Source organism: Gammaproteobacteria bacterium (genome assembly GCA_013001575.1).
Classification (GTDB): domain Bacteria; phylum Pseudomonadota; class Gammaproteobacteria; order Steroidobacterales; family JABDMI01; genus JABDMI01.
Genome location: JABDMI010000127.1, coordinates 1 through 22,568, shown reverse-complemented (window position 1 = coordinate 22,568; position 22,568 = coordinate 1). Strand labels below are relative to the sequence as shown.

General features: G+C 46.0%; 20 protein-coding genes, 1 tRNA gene and 1 other RNA gene. 14 read left to right on the top strand and 8 right to left on the bottom strand.

What is annotated here, in order from left to right; translation table 11 throughout:
* Positions 1–119: 119 nt before the first annotated feature.
* The gene (gene typA / locus HKN88_10005) at positions 120–1,961 is read left to right on the top strand and encodes a translational GTPase TypA (protein NNC98389.1); all 1,842 of its coding nucleotides are present in this window, start codon (positions 120–122) and stop codon (positions 1,959–1,961) included.
* Positions 1,962–1,992: 31 nt separating this feature from the next.
* Here typA and HKN88_10000 read toward each other — a convergent pair whose 3' ends face one another.
* Together HKN88_10000 and HKN88_09995 are read right to left on the bottom strand one after the other, a co-directional pair.
* Positions 1,993–5,160 (bottom strand): EAL domain-containing protein, encoded by a 3,168-nt coding sequence (locus HKN88_10000; GenBank protein NNC98388.1) that lies wholly within the window; start codon positions 5,158–5,160, stop codon positions 1,993–1,995.
* A gap of 289 nt (positions 5,161–5,449) precedes the next feature.
* Positions 5,450–6,043: an FKBP-type peptidyl-prolyl cis-trans isomerase gene (locus HKN88_09995; GenBank protein NNC98387.1), complete on the bottom strand. Its 594-nt coding sequence runs from the start codon at positions 6,041–6,043 to the stop codon at positions 5,450–5,452.
* 183 nt (positions 6,044–6,226) lie between these two features.
* Here HKN88_09995 and HKN88_09990 point away from each other — a divergent pair, with 183 nt between their 5' ends.
* The 9 genes from HKN88_09990 (at position 6,227) to HKN88_09950 (ending at position 14,372) form a co-directional block, all read left to right on the top strand.
* Positions 6,227–7,099 (top strand): MBL fold metallo-hydrolase, encoded by an 873-nt coding sequence (locus tag HKN88_09990; GenBank protein NNC98386.1) that lies wholly within the window; start codon positions 6,227–6,229, stop codon positions 7,097–7,099.
* Positions 7,100–7,153: 54 nt separating this feature from the next.
* Positions 7,154–7,903: a sulfite exporter TauE/SafE family protein gene (locus tag HKN88_09985; GenBank protein NNC98385.1), complete on the top strand. Its 750-nt coding sequence runs from the start codon at positions 7,154–7,156 to the stop codon at positions 7,901–7,903.
* A gap of 110 nt (positions 7,904–8,013) precedes the next feature.
* Positions 8,014–8,439, top strand: a complete 426-nt coding sequence (locus HKN88_09980; protein ID NNC98384.1) for a YeeE/YedE family protein — start codon at positions 8,014–8,016, stop codon at positions 8,437–8,439.
* Positions 8,440–8,467: 28 nt separating this feature from the next.
* Positions 8,468–8,920, top strand: a complete 453-nt coding sequence (locus HKN88_09975; protein NNC98383.1) for a YeeE/YedE family protein — start codon at positions 8,468–8,470, stop codon at positions 8,918–8,920.
* A 195-nt stretch (positions 8,921–9,115) separates the two neighbouring features.
* The gene (locus HKN88_09970) at positions 9,116–10,411 is read left to right on the top strand and encodes an ammonium transporter (GenBank protein ID NNC98382.1); all 1,296 of its coding nucleotides are present in this window, start codon (positions 9,116–9,118) and stop codon (positions 10,409–10,411) included.
* Positions 10,412–10,547: 136 nt separating this feature from the next.
* Positions 10,548–10,634 (top strand) — tRNA-Leu (locus HKN88_09965).
* A gap of 83 nt (positions 10,635–10,717) precedes the next feature.
* Positions 10,718–11,269 carry a hypothetical protein gene (locus tag HKN88_09960; protein ID NNC98381.1) on the top strand — a complete coding sequence of 184 codons (552 nt, stop codon included), beginning with the start codon at positions 10,718–10,720 and terminating at the stop codon, positions 11,267–11,269.
* Positions 11,270–12,003: 734 nt separating this feature from the next.
* Positions 12,004–13,299: an O-acetylhomoserine aminocarboxypropyltransferase/cysteine synthase gene (locus HKN88_09955; GenBank protein ID NNC98380.1), complete on the top strand. Its 1,296-nt coding sequence runs from the start codon at positions 12,004–12,006 to the stop codon at positions 13,297–13,299.
* A gap of 11 nt (positions 13,300–13,310) precedes the next feature.
* Positions 13,311–14,372 carry an alpha/beta fold hydrolase gene (locus tag HKN88_09950; GenBank protein NNC98379.1) on the top strand — a complete coding sequence of 354 codons (1,062 nt, stop codon included), beginning with the start codon at positions 13,311–13,313 and terminating at the stop codon, positions 14,370–14,372.
* Here the strand turns inward: HKN88_09950 and HKN88_09945 are convergent.
* The 4 genes from HKN88_09945 to smpB form a co-directional block, all read right to left on the bottom strand.
* Positions 14,369–15,241 (bottom strand): bile acid:sodium symporter family protein, encoded by an 873-nt coding sequence (locus HKN88_09945; GenBank protein NNC98378.1) that lies wholly within the window; start codon positions 15,239–15,241, stop codon positions 14,369–14,371. The two genes, HKN88_09950 and HKN88_09945, sit on opposite strands and share 4 nt — an antisense overlap.
* Before the next feature lie 311 nt (positions 15,242–15,552).
* Positions 15,553–15,911: a transfer-messenger RNA gene (ssrA, locus tag HKN88_09940) on the bottom strand.
* Positions 15,912–16,009: 98 nt separating this feature from the next.
* On the bottom strand, positions 16,010–17,182 hold the full coding sequence (locus HKN88_09935) for a hypothetical protein (protein ID NNC98377.1): 1,173 nt from the start codon (positions 17,180–17,182) through the stop codon (positions 16,010–16,012).
* Positions 17,183–17,220: 38 nt separating this feature from the next.
* The gene (gene smpB / locus HKN88_09930) at positions 17,221–17,697 is read right to left on the bottom strand and encodes an SsrA-binding protein SmpB (protein NNC98376.1); all 477 of its coding nucleotides are present in this window, start codon (positions 17,695–17,697) and stop codon (positions 17,221–17,223) included.
* A 180-nt stretch (positions 17,698–17,877) separates the two neighbouring features.
* On the opposite strand from smpB, the gene HKN88_09925 reads away from it, so the two are divergent.
* The 3 genes from HKN88_09925 to HKN88_09915 are packed head-to-tail and all read left to right on the top strand — an operon-like array spanning position 17,878 to position 20,058.
* Positions 17,878–19,248 carry a sodium-dependent transporter gene (locus HKN88_09925; GenBank protein NNC98375.1) on the top strand — a complete coding sequence of 457 codons (1,371 nt, stop codon included), beginning with the start codon at positions 17,878–17,880 and terminating at the stop codon, positions 19,246–19,248.
* Between the two features lie 17 nt (positions 19,249–19,265).
* Positions 19,266–19,727, top strand: coding sequence for a type II toxin-antitoxin system RatA family toxin (locus HKN88_09920; protein ID NNC98374.1), 462 nt, complete (start codon positions 19,266–19,268; stop codon positions 19,725–19,727).
* Positions 19,705–20,058 carry an RnfH family protein gene (locus tag HKN88_09915; protein NNC98373.1) on the top strand — a complete coding sequence of 118 codons (354 nt, stop codon included), beginning with the start codon at positions 19,705–19,707 and terminating at the stop codon, positions 20,056–20,058. Before HKN88_09920 ends, HKN88_09915 begins: the two co-directional genes overlap by 23 nt.
* 18 nt (positions 20,059–20,076) lie before the next feature.
* On the opposite strand, the gene HKN88_09910 is transcribed toward HKN88_09915, so the two are convergent.
* Positions 20,077–20,403, bottom strand: a complete 327-nt coding sequence (locus HKN88_09910) for an outer membrane protein assembly factor BamE (protein ID NNC98372.1) — start codon at positions 20,401–20,403, stop codon at positions 20,077–20,079.
* A 72-nt stretch (positions 20,404–20,475) separates the two neighbouring features.
* Here HKN88_09910 and fur point away from each other — a divergent pair, with 72 nt between their 5' ends.
* Positions 20,476–20,895: a ferric iron uptake transcriptional regulator gene (fur, locus tag HKN88_09905; protein NNC98371.1), complete on the top strand. Its 420-nt coding sequence runs from the start codon at positions 20,476–20,478 to the stop codon at positions 20,893–20,895.
* A gap of 10 nt (positions 20,896–20,905) precedes the next feature.
* Here fur and recN read toward each other — a convergent pair.
* The coding region (gene recN / locus HKN88_09900; protein ID NNC98370.1) for a DNA repair protein RecN at positions 20,906–22,568 on the bottom strand (1,663 nt) is incomplete at its 5' end.

Here is a 22,568-nt window from a genome sequence, read left to right as displayed (position 1 = left end):
GTGCTCTAAGGCACTATAATGCGCGCCTGACAAATCACACTATCGCTAAGGCGATTTCCACAAATTCCCGCAAATTTACTTTTAAATCTGTCATTTTTATACAAAAGACTGGATGCTTTATGCATAACGATATTTCTAAATTACGTAACATAGCCATTATTGCTCACGTCGATCACGGCAAAACTACCCTGGTTGATCAACTACTGCGGCAGTCTGGTACCTTGGACGCTCGTGAAAATCTTGGTGAACGGGTCATGGATTCCAATGACCAGGAGAAAGAGCGCGGCATCACGATTCTTTCCAAGAATACAGCCATTGCCTGGAATGATTGGCGCATAAACATTGTCGATACACCGGGACACGCCGATTTTGGCGGTGAAGTTGAGCGAGTCTTATCCATGGTCGATTCCGTGCTGTTGCTGGTTGACGCTGTCGATGGCCCAATGCCGCAAACCCGTTTTGTTACCCAAAAAGCCTTTGAGCAGGGCTTTACTCCTCTGGTGGTGATCAACAAGATCGACCGACCTGGGGCACGCACAGACTGGGTTCTGGATCAAACTTTTGAACTTTTTGACAATCTTGGTGCGAGTGATGAACAACTGGATTTTCCGGTGGTGTACGCCTCGGCACTGAATGGTTTTGCGAGCTTGGAAGATAACGTAACCGATGGTGACATGACACCTTTATTTGAAGCCATCACAAAACATGTGCCAGCACCAAAAGTTGATGTGAGCGGCCCATTGCAATTGCAAGTTTCCAGTCTGACCTATGACACCTACACCGGCTTGCTTGGTATTGGCAGGATCACCCGTGGCAAAATTACGCCAAATACGCCAGTGAGCATTATTGACCGTGAGGGCAAGACCAGACAGGCTCGCGTCTTGGAGATATTCGGTTTCCATGGCCTTGAACGAGTGCCGGTTGAACAGGCACAGGCCGGTGACATTATTGTGTTCAGCGGTGTGCAAGAACTTTACATTTCAGACACCGTTTGCGAGCGAGATCAGGCAGAGGCCTTGCCGCCCTTGAGTGTTGATGAACCCACCATTTCGATGGTTTTCCAGGTCAACAAGTCACCCTTTGCCGGCAAGGAAGGAAAATTCCTGACCAGCCGCCAGATCAAAGAGCGTCTGGATCAGGAACTACTGCATAACGTTGCCTTACGAGTCGAGGAAATGAATGACCCGGACAAATTCCGGGTTTCGGGTCGCGGTGAGTTACACCTTTCGGTGTTACTGGAAAGCATGCGCCGTGAAGGATTTGAATTGGCGGTTTCGCGCCCCGAAGTTATTGTGCGTGAGATCGATGGTGAACTGCAGGAACCGTATGAGCAAGTTACCCTGGATTTCGCTGAAGAACACCAGGGCAATGTCATATCTCGCATGGCGGACAGAAAAGGACAAATGCTAAGTATGCTGCCAGATGGAAAAGGCCGCTTGCGCCTGGAATACCGCATTCCATCGCGTGGCTTGATCGGTTTTCGCACCGAGTATTTAACCGCAACAGCGGGTACCGGATTGATCTATAGTATTTTTGATGGCTATGACAGTCGGGTCAAAATGGATATTGGCCAACGCCAAAAAGGCGTATTGGTCTCTATGCTTGCAGGTAAGTCACTTGCCTATGCTTTATTTAATCTGCAAGAGCGTGGACGTTTGTTTATCGGGCATGCAGAAGAAATATACGAAGGCATGTTGGTTGGAATCCATTCGCGCGACAATGATCTGGCCGTCAATCCGACTAAAGCCAAGCAGCTAACCAATATTCGGGCGGCCGGTACGGATGAAAGCTTGATCCTGACGCCTCCGATCAAATTCTCACTCGAGCAGGCTCTGGAATTCATCAATGACGATGAGCTTGTGGAAGTCACCCCGCAAAGTATTCGCTTGCGTAAAAAATTCCTGAAAGAGCATGAGCGCAAACGCGAAGGGCGTATGGCGAAAAAGGCGGATGTTGCTTGAGAATATGTGGTTTGTGAAGCTTAACCGGGACTCAGGAAATTTCCTTGGTGCGTGTCAGCCAATGTTCGATGCTTTCCCAGGAATTGGGATGACAAATGTAATAGCCCTGCGCCATGTGGCAATTCATTTGGCGTAATTTATCCAAAGTATCTTTGTCTTCTACGCCTTCAGCAATTACTTCCAGATCCAGACCATTCGCCAGTGAAATAATGGTTTCAACGATCAAGGCACCTTGCTCATTGGTTAACATGCCCATGACAAATTCGCGATCGAGTTTGAGTTTGTGGATGGGCAAGTTTTGTAAATAGGCCAGGGATGAATATCCCGTGCCAAAATCATCGATCGACAATTGCACCCCGAGTTCAGCGATCTGGGTCAGGCACTCAACGGCTCGATAGGTATCGTGCATTAAAGCGGTTTCGGTTATTTCCAGCTCCAGCATTTTTGGCGGCGTGTCATAAAAATCCAGCAAGTCTTTGAGCAACTGGAATAAAGCATCATCCACCAGACTGCGAGCGGAAATGTTCACGGCTATACTGTAGTCCAGACCTTTTTTACGCCATTGCATTTGTTGTGCGAGGGCTTGATGCAAGACTTCTTCGGTTAAGACCGATATCGAGTTCGACATTTCGATCAGGGGAATAAACATACTAGGACCTAATAAGCCCAGTCGCGGGTGTTCCCAACGGGCCAAAGCTTCAAATCCTGTGATCTCATCGGTCAACAAGTTTAATTTGGGTTGATAATGTAAAAACAATTGTCCGGTACTGATCGAGCTGCTCATCTCGGCGATCATTGCCAGCCGTTCCGGAGTATGGATATCCCGATCCTGGTCATAGAATGCAAAGCCTGTGCCTAAGCGCTTGGCTTGATACATAGCGACATCGGCCGAACGCAACAGGGCGTTACTGTCCAGACCATCGTAAGGGTATATCGCAACCCCCACACTGGCATCCACTTCCAGAGACATATCGTCTATTTTGAAGGGTTTTTGCAGGCGCGTGATTATACGCCGGGCAAAGTCTTCGGCTTCGGCGGCAGTTTTTACGCCATACACAACCACAATGAATTCATCGCCACCCAGTCGACTGATCAGATATTCCTTCTCGTTACTGATGTTATTCAGACGTGAGCCAATCTGTTGCAGGATCTTGTCACCGGTAAAATGCCCCAGGGTGTCATTGATCTCCTTAAAGCGGTCAAGGTCGAGTAAATACAGGGCCGCTGCTTCATAACCGCCTTTAAGAATGTCACGTTTAAACTGCTGGTGAAAGTAGGCGCGGTTACTCAGCCCCGTGAGTGAGTCATGGTGTGCAATGAATTCCAGTTCAGAGCGGTTTTTGGCATTCACGAGTGACAAGGATACCGTTTTACCCAGCGAGTGCAGGGTTTCAAGGTCGTCGTCATTCAGGCAATCGCCGTCGGTATAGGTTAAATAGATGACAGCTACCCGCGCCGCCTTCTCCATTACCGGAATCTGGGCAAGAGAGCGAATACCCAATTTGATCAGTGCTTCTCGCAAGTGAGGCAGGGTGCGTGTGTCTTTCAGTAATTCCGGAATGTATAAGGGGGTTCCACTTTTCGTGATCTCGTTGTGAATATCCAGATTTAAGGGAACATTCGCGAATTGGTTCTCTACCTCTATGGAAAAGCCGGCCTGCATGAACAGAGTCATATTCTCAGCACTGTCATCGATATCATAAATAGCAATTTGCGGAGCTTGCGGCATTTTCTGCAGAATTGAAATGGTTTTTGTATAAATCTGTTCTTTAGAATCCGTTTCGCGCAATAAATTTGAGTGCTCATTTAACAGGGCAAGGCTAATGTTCTTTTGAACGATCAGCTGACGGGTTTCGGCTAATTCACGCTCGGATAATTTCCTTTGGCTGATATCGCGCACACTCGCCAAAAGATGTGGTTGATTGTGTAATTCGACTAGATTCAAAGTTACTTCTGCATCAAATTGTGTGCCATCGTATTGACAGTGTAGCCATTCAAAACTTTGTGCTTGACCATCAAGTGCGGCATTGATCTTTTCCAGGGCTTTTTCATTGGAGCGCCTGCCATCCGCTTGAAACTCTGGTGAAAACTTCATCGGGGTGCTGGCTATGAGTTGCCCACGACTGCAACCAAACATATTGAGGCTGGCCTTGTTGCAATCAACAAAGGTGTCGCCTTGCATCAAAAATATTGCATCAGCAGATCCTTCAAAAACAAAACGATAACGTGCTTCTTCTTCTTGCAGTGCTTTGCGGGTGCTAATCTGCTGTGTGATATCAGCGGCGATGCATAAATAGCCGCTGACACTTTCATCGGTTTTTTTGAATTCGCTAAGACTTATGCTGACCGGGATGTTGTGTCCGTGAGAGTGTCTGAAAAAACATTCCGAGTCCTTATCATGACCTTCCTTGATACGTTGTTTGAACATATCAAAATTCAATAGTGCAGGAAGCTCCATGGTGTTTTCATTTTTTAATTGATCATCACTTGGTACACCAAGCAGGTTTGCGCAAAAATCTTTGCCAATAATGTCTTCACTGCTATAGCCTAAAAGGTGACATGCTGCTTGGTTAATGGTTCTAACTTGACCACTCTCATCCAGCGAAATAATACAATAGGTAGAAGCATTTAATAAAGCTTCATCAAAAGCGCTGAGTTCAGAATAATAAGTGCTTTTTGATTTTAATTCTTCATAAAGCAAACGTTGCGATACCAGATCGGCGACCAATAAGGCAAAATGTTTGTCCGCTTCATTCCACACGCGCGGGTTTGGTCCATCTTCGATGCTCAAGACACCGATAATCTTTCCGGTTTTAATTAAGGTGCAGTCGAGTTTGGCTGCTATATCAAGCGGTTCAAAATAGCTTGTATTGAATTCTTGGGAGCGATTATCGTGCTTGGCATCGTTGATCGCGATCAAACGAGTGTTCTCGATCAGGTCAAAGTATTCGGGATAATTACGCTTTTTGAGGTTTAACCCCAAACTATGCGATTTATTGGATGCTGTGTATTGGGTAATTTGACGAAGTGACTTGTTCTCGTTATTCAGAAAAAATATGCCACAACGTTCAGCCCCTAAGGCATCACTTACTACCTTGCAGGCATTGCGGAAAAACAGGTCTATTTCATTTTCCCAAAGCAAACCGTTTCTGGCAAGATTAAAGTATTCTTGTTCAAGACTGGACATGGCTTTAGCCATATCTGGATTTTGTTGGACAGAAATATCCATAGTAATGCGGTGTACAGCCCCCGTTTGTAACGCTTTTTAAGAATGATTGGTGCGTTATAAGTTCTAGTTATACTTTCTTTTTATCATATAAAAGAAGATATTGCATGAGTAATTCTTGCTATATTGTTGATTTATATGGTTATATTATTAATAACCTGCTCTGTATTGACCAGATGCGTATTACAGACGCGCCATTTTTTATGCATTCAGGCCGTTAACATGCGAATTTTTCGCTCAAGCATGCATACAGACTTCAGAATCATCGTTGAACGTCGGCATCCAGTAATTCGATCTGAAATTTAAGAACTTGGTCAGGCGGTATTACCGTTCCAGCACCTTCTTCGCCATAGGCCAAGTCCGGCGGCACCACCAATTCCAGTTTTGTACCTTCTTGCATCAGTAATAACGCTTCAGACCAGCCTTTGATGACACCCCCGACTTTAAATTCTGAAGGTTCACCGCGTTTATACGAACTGTCGAATTCTCTACCGTCCGGGAAAGTGCCGCGGTAATTTACTTTTACAAAACTTTCAGCCGTGGGTTTTGCCCCACTGCCTTGTTTTAGGATTCGATACTGTAAGCCACTGGACGTTACCTTGACGCCGGGTTTTTTCGTATTCATGGCCAGGTATGCTTCGGCGTTCTCGTAAATGTCGAGAAGATCGACTTTTGCCATTTGCTCAAGCTTTGTACCTACGGCATCATCAATGTCACTTTGCGCTTTATCCAGAGTGGCTTTGGCGTTGATTACCGGCTCGTGATCTTGGGTTTTTTGTGATTGAGAAGATTGGCCACACGCACTAAGACTTAGCAGTAGAATAAGCAGGCCAGTATTTTGGATTAATATTTTCATCAAGTACCCCCGAGTACAAAATTCATATTTGTTGTGAGTATATAGCAGCTACAGGGTAAAATTTTCAATTGGGTGTTTTCAGTATTCGCAGGACTTGAAAAATCTGGATCTAATCATTATATTAGGAAAAACTAATGTAAAATACCCGGACTGAATTCGATTTCACAATCAGGATGTAAGATAATGTCTAAAGCACCGAAAATTAGAAGTTTTTTCGATGAGACCACATATACCGTTACGCATGTTCTCTGGGATGCTGATACTAAGCAATGTGCGGTTATCGACTCCGTACTGGACTACGATGCAGCCTCCGGGCGGACCCAAACAGCCAGTGCCGACGAGGTCATAAGCTTTATCCGTTCGCATGACTTGTCTTTGCAGTGGATATTGGAGACTCACGCTCACGCCGATCATTTATCAGCGGCCCCGTATATCAAGAAAACACTGGGTGGACAAATAGGAATAGGCGAACACATCAAGATCGTTCAAGAGGTTTTCACCAGAGTATTCAATCTGGATGCTGAAGAATTCAAAAATCGTAGTGCTTATTTTGATGTGCTGTTTAAAGACGGTCAAAGTTTCCAGCTTGGCAACTTGACTATTACAGTTTTGCATACGCCTGGACACACACCGGCATGTATCACCTATCTGATCGATGATGCTGCATTTGTTGGAGATACCATGTTTATGCCGGATTACGGTACGGCACGCTGCGATTTCCCGGGTGGTGATGCAGCGACTTTGTATCGGTCTATTCACAAAATATTCGCGTTGCCTGAAAACACGCGTTTGTTTATGTGTCACGACTACAAAGCGCCTGGACGTGACGAGTTCGCCTGGGAAACCACAGTAGCCGAACAACGTAGCCAAAATGTGCATATCAATGACAGTGTGTCTGAAGAACAGTTTGTGACTATGCGCACGGCACGTGACAAGACCCTGAATATGCCCAAACTTATTATGCCGTCGATCCAGGTCAACATACGGGCCGGCGAATTGCCCGAGCCGGATTCAAACGGTATTCGCTATTTGAAGATCCCGCTGAATGCACTTTAAGCAAATCGTTTCTACAGCGAGATTGGTTTCGTGAGTTTTTCCGTGTTTGCGTGGTTGAGTGCCATCGCCATTGGCCTAAGTCTTGGCATTTTTGGCTCCGGTGGTTCTATCATCACTGTGCCGGCGCTGATCTACCTGTTTGGTCAGGACGAAAAAATTGCTATTGCCGGATCTCTCGCCATTGTCGGAATTATTGCCCTGATCGGCAGTTTGCCTTATGTCAAACAAAAGCGTATCGACTGGCGCATGGTCTGGATGTTCGGGATACCGGGTATGCTTGGAACTTACCTTGGTGCGTGGTTATCGGTATTTATGTCAGGGCTGGTGCAACTGATGTTATTTGCGGTGATCATGTTACTGGCCTCCGGTTTAATGTTGCGACCCTTGAAACTTGATGATCGAACACCACATCAGGCGCGTGCCCGGTACAAGATCGTGATTGATGGCCTGGTCGTTGGTGTGATCACCGGACTGGTCGGCGTCGGGGGAGGGTTTCTGATCGTTCCGGCACTGGTCTTGCTGGGTGGCTTGAACATGCACAGGGCCGTAGCCACCAGTTTGATGATCGTGGCACTGAAATCGTTTATCGGTTTTATAAAATATATCGACGTACTGAATGAACTGGATCTGGCGCTGGACTGGCACGTGCTTGGTCTGGTTTCCGTACTGGGTGTGCTTGGTAGTTTTGTTGGCAGTACGCTCGCTGGCAAATTGCCCCAAGCCAAATTAAAAAAAGGCTTTGCAATATTTTTAATTGTCATGGGCATCTTCATACTCGCTCAATCGGCATGGCAATTGCTGTAATGTCAATGAGTACGCTTAAGGAAACACTTTAGGGCACGCTTTAAATTACTTACATTTAACGCTGAGACAGTTTTAATGGTTTCAGTTTTTATAACACAACGGAAAATAGAATGAATCCAACAGAATTTACTCCCTGGCTTTCCCTGATCGGCGGGATGTTACTCGGCATATCAACTATCTGGTTGATGTTCTTTCACGGCCGTATCGCAGGTATCAGCGGTATTATCAAGACGGCTTTGTTCAATAAACCGGGTCGCTTTTGGCGGATCATGTTCATTATCGGGATTGTTTTTGGAAGTTTGGTGTTTTACCACTTCACGCCCATGTATTTTGACTACCGGGAAGGATTTCCAAAGGGCTTGATCGTCATAGGAGGCTTGCTGGTGGGTATTGGCACGGCCCTCGGATCTGGCTGTACCAGTGGCCATGGTATCTGCGGAATCTCGCGAGTCTCCAATCGCTCGATTCTGGCCACCGCGGTGTATCTACTGGTCGGGGTCATCGCGGCCATTGTGACCAGTCAATTCTTTCTGTAGAACTCAATCTAATTCAGGTTTAAATATTATGAAAATACGATCCAGTGCATTATTCGCAGGCGCCTTGTTCGGTGTCGGACTGAGTGTGTCGGGGATGGCCAATCCGGATAAGGTCATGAACTTTTTAAACTTACTAGGTCAATGGGATGCCAGTCTGGTTTTCGTGCTGGGTGGGGCGGTGGTCACAACTTTTATTGGTTATCGCTTGTCCTGGAAGCGCAAAGCCCCTTTGTTCGAGGGCCAGTTCTACTTACCCACCAAAACCATGGTGGATAAACAGCTGCTGATAGGTGCCGCACTGTTTGGCGCCGGTTGGGGAATGACTGGATTCTGTCCAGGTCCGGCATTGGCTGGTTTGGCCTTCGGTCATTATGAGCCCTGGTTGTTCACTGGAAGTATGCTGTTGGGTTATTTCATTATCGAGAAATTCATTAATTTGCCCAAAGAAGCAAAAGCCCAGGTTGAGCTTGGTGATCATTAAGGTCGATTTTTATATCTTTACTGCATATTGGCATCCTTTTTGCATCGCATAGTGCAGGGATTTTCCTTGTTACATTCGGCATCACTGAATTCATGGGAATATTCCAAAAATTACGCACCATAGATGCACATAATTCAAATAATTCGCACTTAAATAGTGCATAAAACAGTATCGTCAATCACTGGGAGATCTCATATGAGCCACAGCCGCTTATTGCAAACAATTATTTTTTTCATCATCGCTGTGTCTGGCATGTCGCTGTTTGCGGATGAATTAAACCCGGCCAATACATCCTGGATCCTCACCGCAACGGCTCTGGTTCTGTTCATGACCGTTCCTGGCTTGTCATTGTTTTATTCAGGCCTGGTGCGCAGCAAGAATGTACTCTCGGTTTTAATGCAGTGTTTTGCGATCTGTTGTGGTGCTTCAATCGTGTGGTATGTGGCCGGTTATTCCCTCGCATTTTCACAAGGCAACTGGTTTGTGGGTGATCTTTCCAAAGCGTTTTTTGCAGGCATTGGTGAAGACACACTAAGTGGAGACTTGCCCGAAACCCTGTTTGCCATGTTTCAAATGACTTTTGCCATCATCACACCCGCACTAATCGTGGGTGCGTTTGCAGAGCGGGCCAAATTTTCTTCCATGTTCCTGTTTTCCATGCTGTGGCTGGTCTTGGTTTATGCACCAGTATGTCACTGGGTGTGGGGCGGTGGCTGGTTGGGCGAAAATGGTGTGCTGGATTTTGCCGGTGGTATTGTTGTGCATATAACCGCGGGTGTCGCGGCTCTGGTCTGCGCCATTGTGATCGGTAATCGTAACGGTTACGGAAAAACCCCAATGCCTCCGCACAGTCTGCCGTTAACGGTGGCCGGTGCGGGTATGCTTTGGGTCGGTTGGTTCGGCTTTAACGGGGGCTCAGCGCTTGCGGCCAATGGCGATGCCGCGATGGCCGTTTTAGTCACGCACATTTCAGCCGCTGCCGGTTCATTAGCCTGGATGACGGTCGAGTGGATCCGTTATGGCAAGCCATCGGTTCTGGGGATCGTTACCGGCATGGTAGCAGGGCTTGGCACCATCACACCGGCCTCGGGATTCGTCGGACCTGGAGGGGCATTGTTGATCGGCTTGTCTGCGGGTGTGGTTTGTTATTACGCGACCCAGTTTATTAAAAATACCCTGAAGATCGATGATTCGCTGGATGTGTTCCCGGTGCATGGCGTGGGAGGTATATTAGGAACATTGGCCGTTGCTTTTTTCGCTTCCGATTCAATCGGATTATTAAGTGGTCAAGGCTATAACGAAGGTATGGCAGCTGGGTCACAGTTTTTGGTGCAAGCCACCGGCGTGTGTGCAACCATCTTATACACGGCTGCAGTTTCTTTCATTTTGTTAAAAGTCATCGACAAGATCATGGGACTTCGGGTTAGTGAAGAACAAGAGATCGAAGGCCTGGATCTGGCGCTACACGGTGAGCGCGGTTACGAGACCTGATTTCAGTCAAAAACTGGATATTTGATCAGCCGGAGACAGTCTCCGGCTTTTCTTTAGGGCTAACTCTTTGACAAATCTGGCATTCAGGACTACTATGCGCATCCCTTTCAGGCATTCGTCCTGAACCGAGACCCTTGCTCAGGTGGCGGAATTGGTAGACGCGCTGGCTTCAGGTGCCAGTGACCTCACGGTCGTGGAAGTTCGAGTCTTCTTCTGAGCACCATTTTCTTTTTTTGCATAGATTGCACATTCCCAGTCAATATTGGATATGATTAAATTCTGCGTGCATATTTTCCAGGGGGAATCATGTCTAAGAAAAAAATTATCACAATTATTATGAGTGTATTGGTTGCCGCAATGGGAATCTTTACATTTATCATGATTGAAAAGGCAAATCAAAAGTCCGATTTTGAAATTTTAAGAGAAGCACAATTTCAGATGCAGCAGGCAAAAGAAGATGCGTGGAACAAGGTCCTTAGTGCTCCGGACTCTTGTACTAACGTGCCTGCAACGATATTCGCACGCGTATGCGAGAACGAAGTTTACGAGAGTGAGACGCCTATTCCCTGGGCCACTGGCCTTGCGGATTCAGCTGCAACCTGTCTTGCGGAATCCTATATTTCTAAAATGGAGTTATTTGCTGAACAAAACGGGCGTACGTTTGAAAGAACGGGTCTTGCTGATTGGCAATTTATACAACACGCCTGTGGTATTTCGGGAGACTTCATGTTGTTTATTGACGATTTTGATCTTGATGATAAGAGTATTGATGCTAAAAAGGCCCTTGATCTGTGGTTTAAATATGATGCGGATGAATACTGTCGTAAAAGCAAGGAACATTCCTGGTGCAATGAATGATTGTCGAGTGAACAGGCATTAAGTGCCTTAATCCGATGCTTGGCGAGTTAAATAGACATCAGCTTCGCGAGTGGGCTTGTATTCTCATTTGTCTCTTCATTAGTAACTGCTTCAAATTGTTTTTTACACACTGAAAAGATATCAGCATTATTTGAGTAAACTAATGAATAATTTGTATTTCAATAATACGATCTTTTTTGGAGCTACTGTTTCTAAAGGTATTTCTACTTGGGAATTCTTTGTTACGGATTTACTCGATGTATTTTCAATTAAGAATTCTTCGTCGTAAGAAACATTAGATCTATTTGAGCTAAACCCAGACTCTTCAGATTTATCACCCCATCGTAACCAAAAGCGTGGGTATCAATCCGATCTTTTTGCATCAGTTAAATTTGGAAATGTTTGAGTTCCAGGTGGTTTGCATTCTTGGTTTTCAGATTTTCTTAAATTGTCCCTTGCAATCTCCCGCCCATCTCTGTATAGTCAAAGCCGTCCAGACGTTTAGACGTCTAAATGAAATATTCTTAATATGCCACCAATGAACAAATTGTCCAAATTCATCAAACCCCATATGCCGATGTGTATGCCATGTCGTTGTGCGTGTATGCCAGCACGCCGGGGAGCTGATTAAGTCTGATTAACGCTAATCAATTCGATCCCCGATACATACAGTGCCGGGGATTTTTTTTGCCATTTTTAACATTAATATCAAACAGTTACAAAGGGAAACCCAAATGACAACTCATAATTTCGATACACAAGCTTTACATGCCGGACACGACGTTGGTCAAACGGCTGGAACCCGTGCAGTGCCTATTTTCCAAAGCACGGCTTATGTGTTTAACAATGCCCAACACGCGGCGGATCTGTTCTCACTTGCCGAGCCGGGTTATATCTATACCCGCATCAATAACCCGACCGTAGACATCCTGGAACAGCGCCTGGCAGCGGTGGAGGGCGGAATTGCGGCGGTGGCGACGGCTTCTGGTACAGCGGCAATTTCAACAACCTTGCTGACTTTACTAAAATCGGGTGACCATATCGTAGCCTCCAACAGCTTATATGGTGGTACCTATAATCTACTCAACGTGACCTTACCGCGTTTCGGGATAACCACGACATTCGTTGATCCTGATGATGTAGAAAATTTCTCCAAGGCGGTTCAAGACAACACTCGTGCGATCTTTGTCGAATCACTCGGTAATCCAAAACTCGACGTTCTCGATCTGGATGCCATCAGTTCCGTTGCCAAAGACGTACAAGTCCCATTTATCGTCGATAACACTGTAGCAACTCCTGCTTTGTTGAATCCCATCAAACACGGCGCGAATATTGTGATTCATTCCCTCACAAAATACATCAATGGCAATGGCACTTCACTGGGTGGCGCGATTATTGATGCTGGAACATTCGATTACGCTAACGGAAAATTCCCAGAATTTACTCAGCCATCGCCGGGTTATCACGGACTGGTGTATGCCGAAGCGTTGGCCGAAGCGGCGTTTATTGCCAAAGTTCGTATCGAAGGCTTACGCGATCTGGGTGGTGCAATTAGCCCATTCAATGCTTTCCAGATCATTCAAGGACTCGAAACCCTAAGTTTGCGTGTGAAAAAGCATTGTGAAAATGCGCTAGCGCTGGCCGAATGGTTACAAGCTCAAGACGAGGTGTTATGGGTGAACTATCCTGGACTCAAGACTAGCAAATACAAATCATTATCTGACAAATACCTATCTAAAGGTCAAAGCGGAATTGTGACCTTTGGCGTTGCCGGTGGTTACGAAGCGGCAAAAACTATTGCTGACGAATCCAAACTTTTCTCTTTGCTGGCGAATATCGGAGACTCAAAATCGCTGATCATTCATCCGGCGAGTACCACGCATCAACAACTGACGGAAGAGCAACAGGAATCTACCGGCGTAACACAAGACTTGATTCGTCTATCCGTTGGTCTGGAGGACATCGAAGACCTGAAACAGGACTTGAAAAACACCTTCAGCAAGCTCCGGGCGATTTCCAAAGCCGCTTAACAGGAAAAGGGATTCTAATGAGTCAAATACACACACTGGTGGTCAGTGACTTTGTGACCGCGTCGGGTTTCAGACATGACCCGACGCTCACGTATCAACTCTATGGTCGCGAGCTGGGAACAGCGCCAGTTGTGCTCGTCAATCATGCACTTACTGGAAACTCCAGCGTAACGGGTGCGCAAGGCTGGTGGAATGACCTCATTGGTGACAACAAAATTATCGATACCGGACGTTACACCATCCTGGCCTTTGACATACCGGGCAATGGTTTCAGTCAAATCGATGAAAAGCTCACCGACAATTATCAGGAATTTACTCTAAGAGATATTGCCAGAATATTTTTGTCTGGACTTTCGGAGTTGAAGATCAAGCGTCTGTTTGCAATTATCGGTGGAAGTATCGGTGGGGCACTTGCCTGGGAAATTGCTGCGTTAAAGCCGGATGTTACCGAGCATTTGATCCCGATCGCAACAGACTGGAAAGCCTCGGACTGGTTGATCGCTAATGTGCGTATACAAAAACAGATCTTGCAACATTCCGACTCACCGCTGCAAGATGCGCGTATGCACGCAATGACCTTTTACCGTAGTGCCGCTTCACTCAAACAAAAATTCGCGCGCTCAAAGCATGCCGAACTTGACTTATTCAATGTAGAAAGCTGGTTACAACATCACGGTGATAAACTTGAGCAACGCTTTGCATTAGCCTCATACAAACTGTTGAATCATCTACTCGCTACTGGGGACATCACTGATGGCACCGGGGATTTTGAAGGTACTGTGGCTGACTTCGATGCAAACATCCATTTGATTGGAATCGATAGTGACGGTTTCTATATAAATTCCGAAAATTACGACACCTTGGAAAAATTACTCGCAGTAGGTAAACCGGCCAAGCTTGGAATTATCAACTCCATTCACGGTCATGATGCGTTCTTGATCGAGTATCAACAGTTGATAGATTTTTTACAGCCCGTATTTGCGGGTGCGAAAGATCTTGATGTTTACGCAAATAGCAAGCGAAATTCATCGAGTTTTGGTGTCACCGATAACAGCCTGGAATGGTGCGCCTAACTGATTTGGGTTTCCGGGATATTTTTTCTTGAATAGGCAATTATGCTGCCGGTAGTTGCATACATGATCAATGAGTAGATCGCAGCCGGTAAGGCAAAGGCTGTATCGTGCAGGAATGCTCCCACGATCACAAAAGCCATGGTGGTGTTTTGCACACCGACCTCAATGGTAATGGTTTTACTCTGGCGCTTATCCAGTTGGCTGAGGCGAGACATTATGTAGCCCAGTGACATCATCCCAACATTCAGGATCAAGCAGGCCAGGCCGGAAACCAGTAAGGCTTGCAGTAAATTATCGCGCTCCACCACGATAATGAAAATAACCAGAAAAACAAAAAAACCGCCGGAAAAATTGTTGACCAGTTTTTCCTGACGATCGGCGAAACCCGGGGCTTTGGCTTTTATCAACATTCCGATCGCTACCGGCAAAAGTGTGATGGTAAACAGGGTTTTCATGGTTTTGAATATGGGCAAGGACAATTCTGCGCCATCTCCCATAAAGTTTTGCAAGGCGAAATTTATGATCACCGGAATACTGAAAACGGTAATGGTGCTGCTGATCGCGGTTAGCGTGATGGAAAGGGCAGTATCACCTTTGGCCAAATGCGAAATGATGTTTGAGGTGCTGCCACCAGGGCAGGCTGCCAGGATCATAATACCAACCGCCAATTCAGGCGGCATCGGGATGCTAAAGGCGATCAAGAAACCGAAAACTGGTAATAACAAAAGTTGTCCGATTATTCCAATACTGACTGCTTTGGGATAAACCAGTACCCGTTTAAAGTCATCCACAAGCAAGGTCATGCCCATGCCAAGCATGATGAAGAATAAGCTTATGGGGAGAATGGTTTCAGTAAGGAGACTGGTCATGCGAATAATTTATTATTGAATTGCAGGAATTTTAGCATGAGGCGCTTGCGCACTGTTTTAATCATTATGCAGTAGACGCAACGCGGCTTCTCGCCCGCCGCAAAAATAAAAAAGCCACCGCAAGGGTGGGCGAATATTTGAATTTTGGATTTGTAGGGAATTATTCGGCACATCGTGTGCCTCACCCTGTTGGGGCCATCGTCGTTCCTCCGATGTTCAAAAACGCTCCAGGCGTTTTTAGTGAACCCGCTACGCGGCTTCTCAGCACGCCGCATAAATAAAAAAGCCACCGCAAGGGTGACTTTTTATTTTGGTGGAGGCGGCGGGAATCGAACCCGCGTCCGCAAATCCTCCGCTTCTCGCTCTACATACTTATTCAGTCTTTAATCTTACTTAGCAGTACCCGACTGTCAGGGAAGCCACTAAGCCAGTTCAAGTAAGAGTTTAACGGTCTGCGCTTGAACATCACTCGCCGCGATCCTATAAAAGTAACCCTGGATTCCACAACGCATAGGCTCATTGTGGGCCAAGGGCATTAAAACTGGTTATTAAGCAGCTAATGCGTAGTTGTTATCGTTTGCAACTATAAGGTTTGCAGTGGTTTAACGAGTCGCTACAGCTCGGTATGCACAAAAAGTTTCGCTATCCACGTCGAAGCCAGGTCGCCCCCGAATCAGATTGGTCCACCGATGTTGTCGTTACGATCTACGACAATTCCTATTATCTCAGACTTTGCTTGTCTGGATAGGTTCAATATGGGGTTACGGGTCAGTCTTTCAACTGAATCTGGGTAGGATCAATGGAATGCTCGGGATAACTGCCCAAAACCCGCATAAAGGCCGCGTGCTGTTCCACCTCGTTCAAAGCTTCGTGCACATTCTCGTCAGCCTGATTGCCCTGGAAATCCACAAAAAACAATTCTTGCCAGGCTTTGCCAGGAATAGGGCGTGAGGTTAATTTGGTCATATTGATCTTGTGTTCTTTTAATACATTCAAGACGTCCACCAAAGCCCCGGCCTGATGCTGGGTAGCAAACAATAAGGTGGTTTTTGCGGGTAAATTATTGGGCACGCTTACCGGATTTCTGGCAATAATAATGAAGCGGGTGTAGTTTTCGGCTTGATTGCCGATGTCTTCGGCAAGCACACTTAGGCCAGCATGCATGGCCGCTTCGCGACTGGCAATGGCGGCTTTTGTTGGATCGCCTATCTCTTTTATGTAATTTACCGCGGTTGAGGTGCTGGCGTAAAAATTGGCATGCAAATTGGGATACTTTTGTAAAAACGCGCCGGATTGTGCCAAGGCTTGAGGATGTGAATACACATCTTTCAATTCATGGATCTTGTTGCCCGGGAATCCGATCAGGCAATGGCGTATGGCCACACTTTCCTCGCCCACTATGTATAAAGAAAATTCACGCAGCAGATCGTGGATCTCGTTAATGGTGCCGGAAGTGGTATTTTCAAATGGTAACAATCCCAGATTAACTTCCTGATTTGCCACCGCGTTAAAAATTTCTCGAAAATGATCAAATCCCTGACCCACGAATTTTGTCGGGTAATTGGCGAAATGCCGCTCGACTGCCAAATAGCTATACGAATACTGGTCACCCAAATGCGCAATGAGCAGTTCTTTTATTTGCTCTTTGTTTTCACGATTCAAGCTGTGGGTATATTGTTGCCGCACCGAGTCATCCAGAATACGATGGTAAACGTCTAATACAAATTGCGGATTCAGTTGCAGGTCGATGCCATCTGCCACCAGACGCGAAAGCAGCGCCTGCTCACGATCGGTGTCACGAATGGGATGACCGGCACGTATCTTGTCGGCGATCACATCGGCGACCAGTTCTTTGCGTTTGGCCAATGCTTTGAGTAATTGCTGGTCAAGTTCATTGATCTGTAAGCGAACCTGTTCTTTGCTGGGTTTTAAATCTGTCATTGTTGTAAATTGATGTTTGACACTAGTGTCAGTAGAAATTAGCGACCTTTTAAAATACGTGCTTTTTGCCGATTCCAGTCACGGTTCTTTTCAGCAGCGCGTTTATCATAACTCTTTTTGCCTTTACCCAATCCGATTTCGAGTTTGGCACGTCCATTCTTCCAGTACATTTTCAGCGCAACCAGGGTATAACCTTTGCGTTCTACCGCGCCGATCAACATATCGAGTTCACGCCGATTCAGTAATAATTTTCGTACCCGGGTGGGGTCGGCGTGTACATGCGTGGAGGTCGAGAGTAACGGGGTGATGTGTAAACCCAGTAACCACGCTTCGTTTTTGATAATGCGTACATAGGTGTCGGTCAGATTTGCCTTACCCATGCGTAAACTTTTCACTTCCCAGCCCTGCAGGGCAAGGCCCGCTTCAAAGCGCTGTTCAATGAAAAAATCGTGTCCGGCTTTACGATTGACAGCAATTTGATTATTGCTTTTTTTGGTTTTTTTATCGGTTGGCATTGTGAAATTATAAAAGATTTAAGCACATTAAGTGCTTTCAAGCGCCTGAATGCACAGAAAATTATACGAATTCGTTCATTTTTTGCTAAAAATATCAACCTTAAATCATTACAATGGTCATCTAAATATTCAGCTGGTTCTGGATCAAGCCCATTTAAAATCAAATATAAGAATCTAATTATGGCAAAACGTGAATCCCTACATGGTAATTGGTCATCCCGCATGGCCTTCATTCTGGCGGTAACCGGTTCAGCCGTCGGCCTTGGTAACATTTGGAAATTCCCCTACATCACAGGTGAAAATGGTGGAGGTGCATTTGTTCTGGTCTATCTTCTTTGCGTGTTTGCTGTTGGCTTGCCGATCTTGATGTCGGAAATACTCATGGGTCGACGTGGTCGCCGTAACCCGGTTAAAACCATGGAAATCCTTGGCGAAGAGGAAGGCAATTCTAAACACTGGAAATGGTTGGGAATGTGGGGCATTTTGGCCGGCTTCCTGATTCTGTCATTTTATTCGGTAGTCGCTGGATGGGCATTAGCCTATGTTTTGAAAAGTATGTCTGGAGCCTTCACCGGTGCAGAAACAGCGGCCATAGCAAATACCCTGGGTGATCATCTCGGAGACTGGAAAAGTTTGCTTTTCTGGCATACCTTGTTCATGATCATTACCGCAATAATTGTCGGACGTGGAGTGCAAAGAGGTCTGGAAAAAGCGGTGCAATTTTTAATGCCGGCATTATTTTTTCTGCTCCTGGTATTACTGGTTTACAGCATGCAAAGTGGTTCCTTTATGGACGGGGTTAAATATTTATTCGAACCCGACTTCAGCAAATTGAATGCCAACAGCTGGATCGTTGCAATGGGACACGCCTTTTTCACATTAAGTGTTGGAATGGGTGCGATTATGGCCTATGGAGCGTATTTGCCACAAAATACATCGATCGGTTCTACTGCGGTCATGGTGGTTTTTGCTGACACACTGATAGCATTACTTGCCGGATTGGTGATTTTTCCGATCGTACTTGCGAATGGATTGAATCCGGGCGAGGGTCCGGGTTTGATCTTCAGCACTCTACCTGTCGCATTTAGCCAAATGCCGCTAACTACATTGTTTTCTACCTTGTTCTTTGTGCTTTTAAGTTTTGCCGCCTTAACATCTGCGATTGGCTTGCTTGAACCGGCGATTGCCTGGACAGTAGAAAGTTTTAAATGGTCAAGAAAAAAAGCCGCAATAATTATCGGGATCGTTATCTGGGTAATTGGTCTTGGAACAGTATTCTCATTCAATCTTTGGAGTGGGGAAGAATATCAATTCTTTGGCCGAACTATTTTCGATAATATTGATTACTTGTCCAGCAATATTATGTTGCCACTGGGCGGATTCTTTATTTCAATTTTTGCAGGCTGGATAATGTGCAGGGTCTCAACCTCGGACGAGCTGGGATTGGGAACCGACTGGCGCTACACCACCTGGTTGTGGTTGTCGCGTATTATCGCGCCACTCGCTGTGCTTTTTGTTATGTTGGTTAAGCTTGGTTTTGTTAATCCTTAATATGCAGTTTGCTTGTTATGCCGATTGTTGAGCGCAATGCTCTGGTGCCATACACCTGTGCAGAAATGTTTGACTTGGTCAATAACTTTGAAAGCTATCCGGAATTTTTACCCTGGTGCGCTTCCGGTGAGTTGCACTCGAGTGAAAACGGTCAATTAAGCGCATCTTTGGGAATACAAAAAGGCCTGATCAAAGATTCGTTCACTACCAGCAATACCAATGACAGACCCTGGACTATTCAAATGCAATTACTCGATGGCCCATTCAAACGCTTACGCGGGCAGTGGAGTTTTGATCCACTCGGCAAGGCCCCGCTAGGTCAGGAAGCCGGTTGCAAGGTGGGTCTGTACATGGATTTTCAGTTCAAGCACGGCATCGCAAATTTACTGTCTCGCACATTGCAAAACGATATCTCGGATATGATGGACGCCTTTGTACACCGCGCTGAACACATCTATGGACCACGTAGCCTTGATTGAAGACGCTGAAAAGATTACCAGTGAAGAGCATACGCTTACCTTGGAAGTGGCTTATGCAACTCCCGATAAGCAGGAAATAGTATTAGTCAACGTTCCTGTTGGTACCACGGCACGTGAGGCCGTGCGGCAATCCCCGATCAAACATGAATTTCCGGAGATCGATGTGGAATCGGTAAAGCTCGGAGTATTTGGGAAGTTGATCGCTGAAAATTATGAATTACACAACGGTGATCGCATTGAGTTGTATCGACCTTTGTTGGCAGACCCGAAAGAGGTCAGACGCCGCCTGGCAGCGGAAGGGAAAACCTTGGGAAAAAAGAAACCGGTCTAAACAGAAGTCGTTAAATCTTTAACTGGCTGGTTGTTTATTTTCAGCTTCCGTATTCTCGATCTTGCTAACAATCCCTTTGTCAAAAAAGATACTCACGCGTTGCACTTTGTTACTGCCTAGATTGATCGTGTAATAGACATAATCCCAGCGGTCGGGATGGTAAATGTCCTGGATCATGGGTGTACCAAGCAAGCGACGAACCTGGTCTGCGCCCATGCCAACTTCGACTCTTTTAATTGCACGTTCATCAACTTGACCACCTTGAATAACGCCGGTGCGGTATACACAGGCAGATGTGAAAAGCAGGCTTAATGCCAGTGAGGCAATAATTAACAGTTTGCGCATAGTGATTTTTCGCTAAAATAGTTTTTAATAGTCAGTCATTATACAACGAGAACCAGCAGGAGTTCCCAATCGATGGAATCTAAAGACCTTCGTCAAGCCGGATTAAAAGTCACTCTGCCCCGAGTGAAAATCCTGGAGTTGCTGGAAACCAGTGAGCAACGTCATATGAGTGCTGAAGATGTGTTCAAAATGCTCAGGGATTCTGGCGAGGAAAAGATCGGTTTGGCCACGGTGTACCGCGTGTTAACCCAGTTTGAAGCCGCGGGTCTGGTCACACGTCATCATTTTGAAGGCACGAATTCGGTCTTTGAGATTGAACGCGGCACCCATCATGATCATATCGTGTGTGTGAAATGTGGCAAAGTAGATGAATTTATAGACGATATGATTGAGTTACGCCAAAAAGAGATCGCTGAAAAAAAAGGCTATCAAATGACCGATCATTCATTGCACATTTACGGGGTTTGCCCGGAGTGTCAAAAACAACAATAAAACAGCTCGTTTAATTTTCGAGTAACTTCTGCGCATGTTCAGTTAATGCCTTGTCACTGTCCTGACTGCCAAGCATTCTGACAATTTCCGTGACCCGTTCATCTTTGTTCAAATGCCGCACCTGGGTGTGTGTGGTTTTGCCATCCGTCATTTTCATAACCCGAAATTGATGATCGGCTTTGGCCGCCACTTGCGCCAGATGTGTGACACACAAAACTTGATAGTCTGTGGCCAGGGTTTGTAAATATTCGCCCACCGTATTTGCGGTTACCCCGCCAATGCCTGCATCCACTTCATCAAACACCACAACAGGTGCCGATTTTTTAGATTGGCTACTTACCGCCAGCGCCAGTCCGATGCGTGACAACTCACCGCCCGAGGCAACTTTTCTGATGGGTTCGAGTGCTTGTCCGGGATTGGCCGAGAATAAAAACTCGATCACATCCAGTCCGAGCAGTTTTGGATCAGAGTTATTATCAAATTGAATTTTAATCTCGAATTGTGCATTCGGCATACCGAGATTTTGCACACTGTCGCTGACCGTTTTTTGCAAAACTTTTGCAGCTTTGTCGCGTTTATCAGACAAGCGCCTGGCACACTCACGATACCCGGTTTCCAGGGAACTCAGGGAATTTTTTAATTCAACAATGCGATCGTCTGCATTTAAAAGACTGTCATGCTCAATACGAATTTTTTGCGAAAACTCGAATAAGCCGGTAGCGGAGACCCGATGCTTGCGTGCCAATCCCTGAATGGCGCCCAAGCGGTCATTCAACCAGGCTTCACGTTGTGGGTCGGCGTCAACGTTTTCCAGTTTTTGTGCGATATCAGCGGCCACTTCACGACTCATGATGTCGGCGCTTTCTAAGGTTTCGGCAAGATCCTTAAACAAGTTGTTTTTCCTTGCCAGTTCCTGCAAAACACCGGATGCCCTGGCAAGTTGGTCGTTAATGGCATGCTCGGCATTCAGTAGTTGATCCAGCTCAGTGAGCGCTTCAAGATGTTTGCTGCCACTGCTCAATTGCAGGATTTCTTTTTCCAAAGATTCAACTTCACCGTCAACCAGGGCCAGTGCATCAAGCTCTTTTAACTGAAACTGTAAAAAATCAAGCCGGTTTTGGCGCAGCATATTATCTTGTTGAAGTTTTTCCAGTTCTTGCTGACACGCTTGCCATTCCAGAAAATGCTTCTTGGTGTCATCGAGTTCTTGACCACATTTTGCGTATTCGTCCAACAAGGCCAATTGTTTGGGCGTTTTTAATAAGGAGTGGTGTGAATGCTGACCATGAATGTCGAGCAGTAATTCACCCAATTCCTTGAGTTTTTGCAACGGCGCTTGTTGACCATTGATGAAAGCGCGTGAACGCCCATTGCGATTGATGACCCGGCGAATCAGACAAACATTATTATCATCTTCAGCGGCTTCCAGGTCATTTTCAAATAACCAGGAATCCAGTGGTGAGTTTTGTACAACCGAAAACTCTGCGGTGATATCGGCTTTATCTTGTCCGGCACGGATCATGCCAGTGTCAGCGCGGTCACCCATGATCAAGCCTAGGGCGTCGAGTAAGATTGATTTTCCTGCACCCGTTTCACCGCTTAATACACTGAAACCCTGATCGAGTTCGAGTTCGAGTGCATCAATAATGGCAAAATGGCGAATGTGTAAATGT

What these genes read in the sequence shown, in the direction of transcription:
- typA (NNC98389.1), top strand. Translation starts at nt 120, where the DNA reads ATGCATAACGATATTTCTAAATTACGTAACATAGCCATTATTGCTCAC.
- HKN88_10000 (NNC98388.1), bottom strand. Translation starts at nt 5,160, where the DNA reads ATGGCTAAAGCCATGTCCAGTCTTGAACAAGAATACTTTAATCTTGCC.
- HKN88_09995 (NNC98387.1), bottom strand. Translation starts at nt 6,043, where the DNA reads ATGAAAATATTAATCCAAAATACTGGCCTGCTTATTCTACTGCTAAGT.
- HKN88_09990 (NNC98386.1), top strand. Translation starts at nt 6,227, where the DNA reads ATGTCTAAAGCACCGAAAATTAGAAGTTTTTTCGATGAGACCACATAT.
- HKN88_09980 (NNC98384.1), top strand. Translation starts at nt 8,014, where the DNA reads ATGAATCCAACAGAATTTACTCCCTGGCTTTCCCTGATCGGCGGGATG.
- HKN88_09975 (NNC98383.1), top strand. Translation starts at nt 8,468, where the DNA reads ATGAAAATACGATCCAGTGCATTATTCGCAGGCGCCTTGTTCGGTGTC.
- HKN88_09970 (NNC98382.1), top strand. Translation starts at nt 9,116, where the DNA reads ATGAGCCACAGCCGCTTATTGCAAACAATTATTTTTTTCATCATCGCT.
- HKN88_09960 (NNC98381.1), top strand. Translation starts at nt 10,718, where the DNA reads ATGTCTAAGAAAAAAATTATCACAATTATTATGAGTGTATTGGTTGCC.
- HKN88_09955 (NNC98380.1), top strand. Translation starts at nt 12,004, where the DNA reads ATGACAACTCATAATTTCGATACACAAGCTTTACATGCCGGACACGAC.
- HKN88_09945 (NNC98378.1), bottom strand. Translation starts at nt 15,241, where the DNA reads ATGACCAGTCTCCTTACTGAAACCATTCTCCCCATAAGCTTATTCTTC.
- HKN88_09935 (NNC98377.1), bottom strand. Translation starts at nt 17,182, where the DNA reads ATGACAGATTTAAAACCCAGCAAAGAACAGGTTCGCTTACAGATCAAT.
- smpB (NNC98376.1), bottom strand. Translation starts at nt 17,697, where the DNA reads ATGCCAACCGATAAAAAAACCAAAAAAAGCAATAATCAAATTGCTGTC.
- HKN88_09925 (NNC98375.1), top strand. Translation starts at nt 17,878, where the DNA reads ATGGCAAAACGTGAATCCCTACATGGTAATTGGTCATCCCGCATGGCC.
- HKN88_09920 (NNC98374.1), top strand. Translation starts at nt 19,266, where the DNA reads ATGCCGATTGTTGAGCGCAATGCTCTGGTGCCATACACCTGTGCAGAA.
- HKN88_09915 (NNC98373.1), top strand. Translation starts at nt 19,705, where the DNA reads ATGGACCACGTAGCCTTGATTGAAGACGCTGAAAAGATTACCAGTGAA.
- HKN88_09910 (NNC98372.1), bottom strand. Translation starts at nt 20,403, where the DNA reads ATGCGCAAACTGTTAATTATTGCCTCACTGGCATTAAGCCTGCTTTTC.
- fur (NNC98371.1), top strand. Translation starts at nt 20,476, where the DNA reads ATGGAATCTAAAGACCTTCGTCAAGCCGGATTAAAAGTCACTCTGCCC.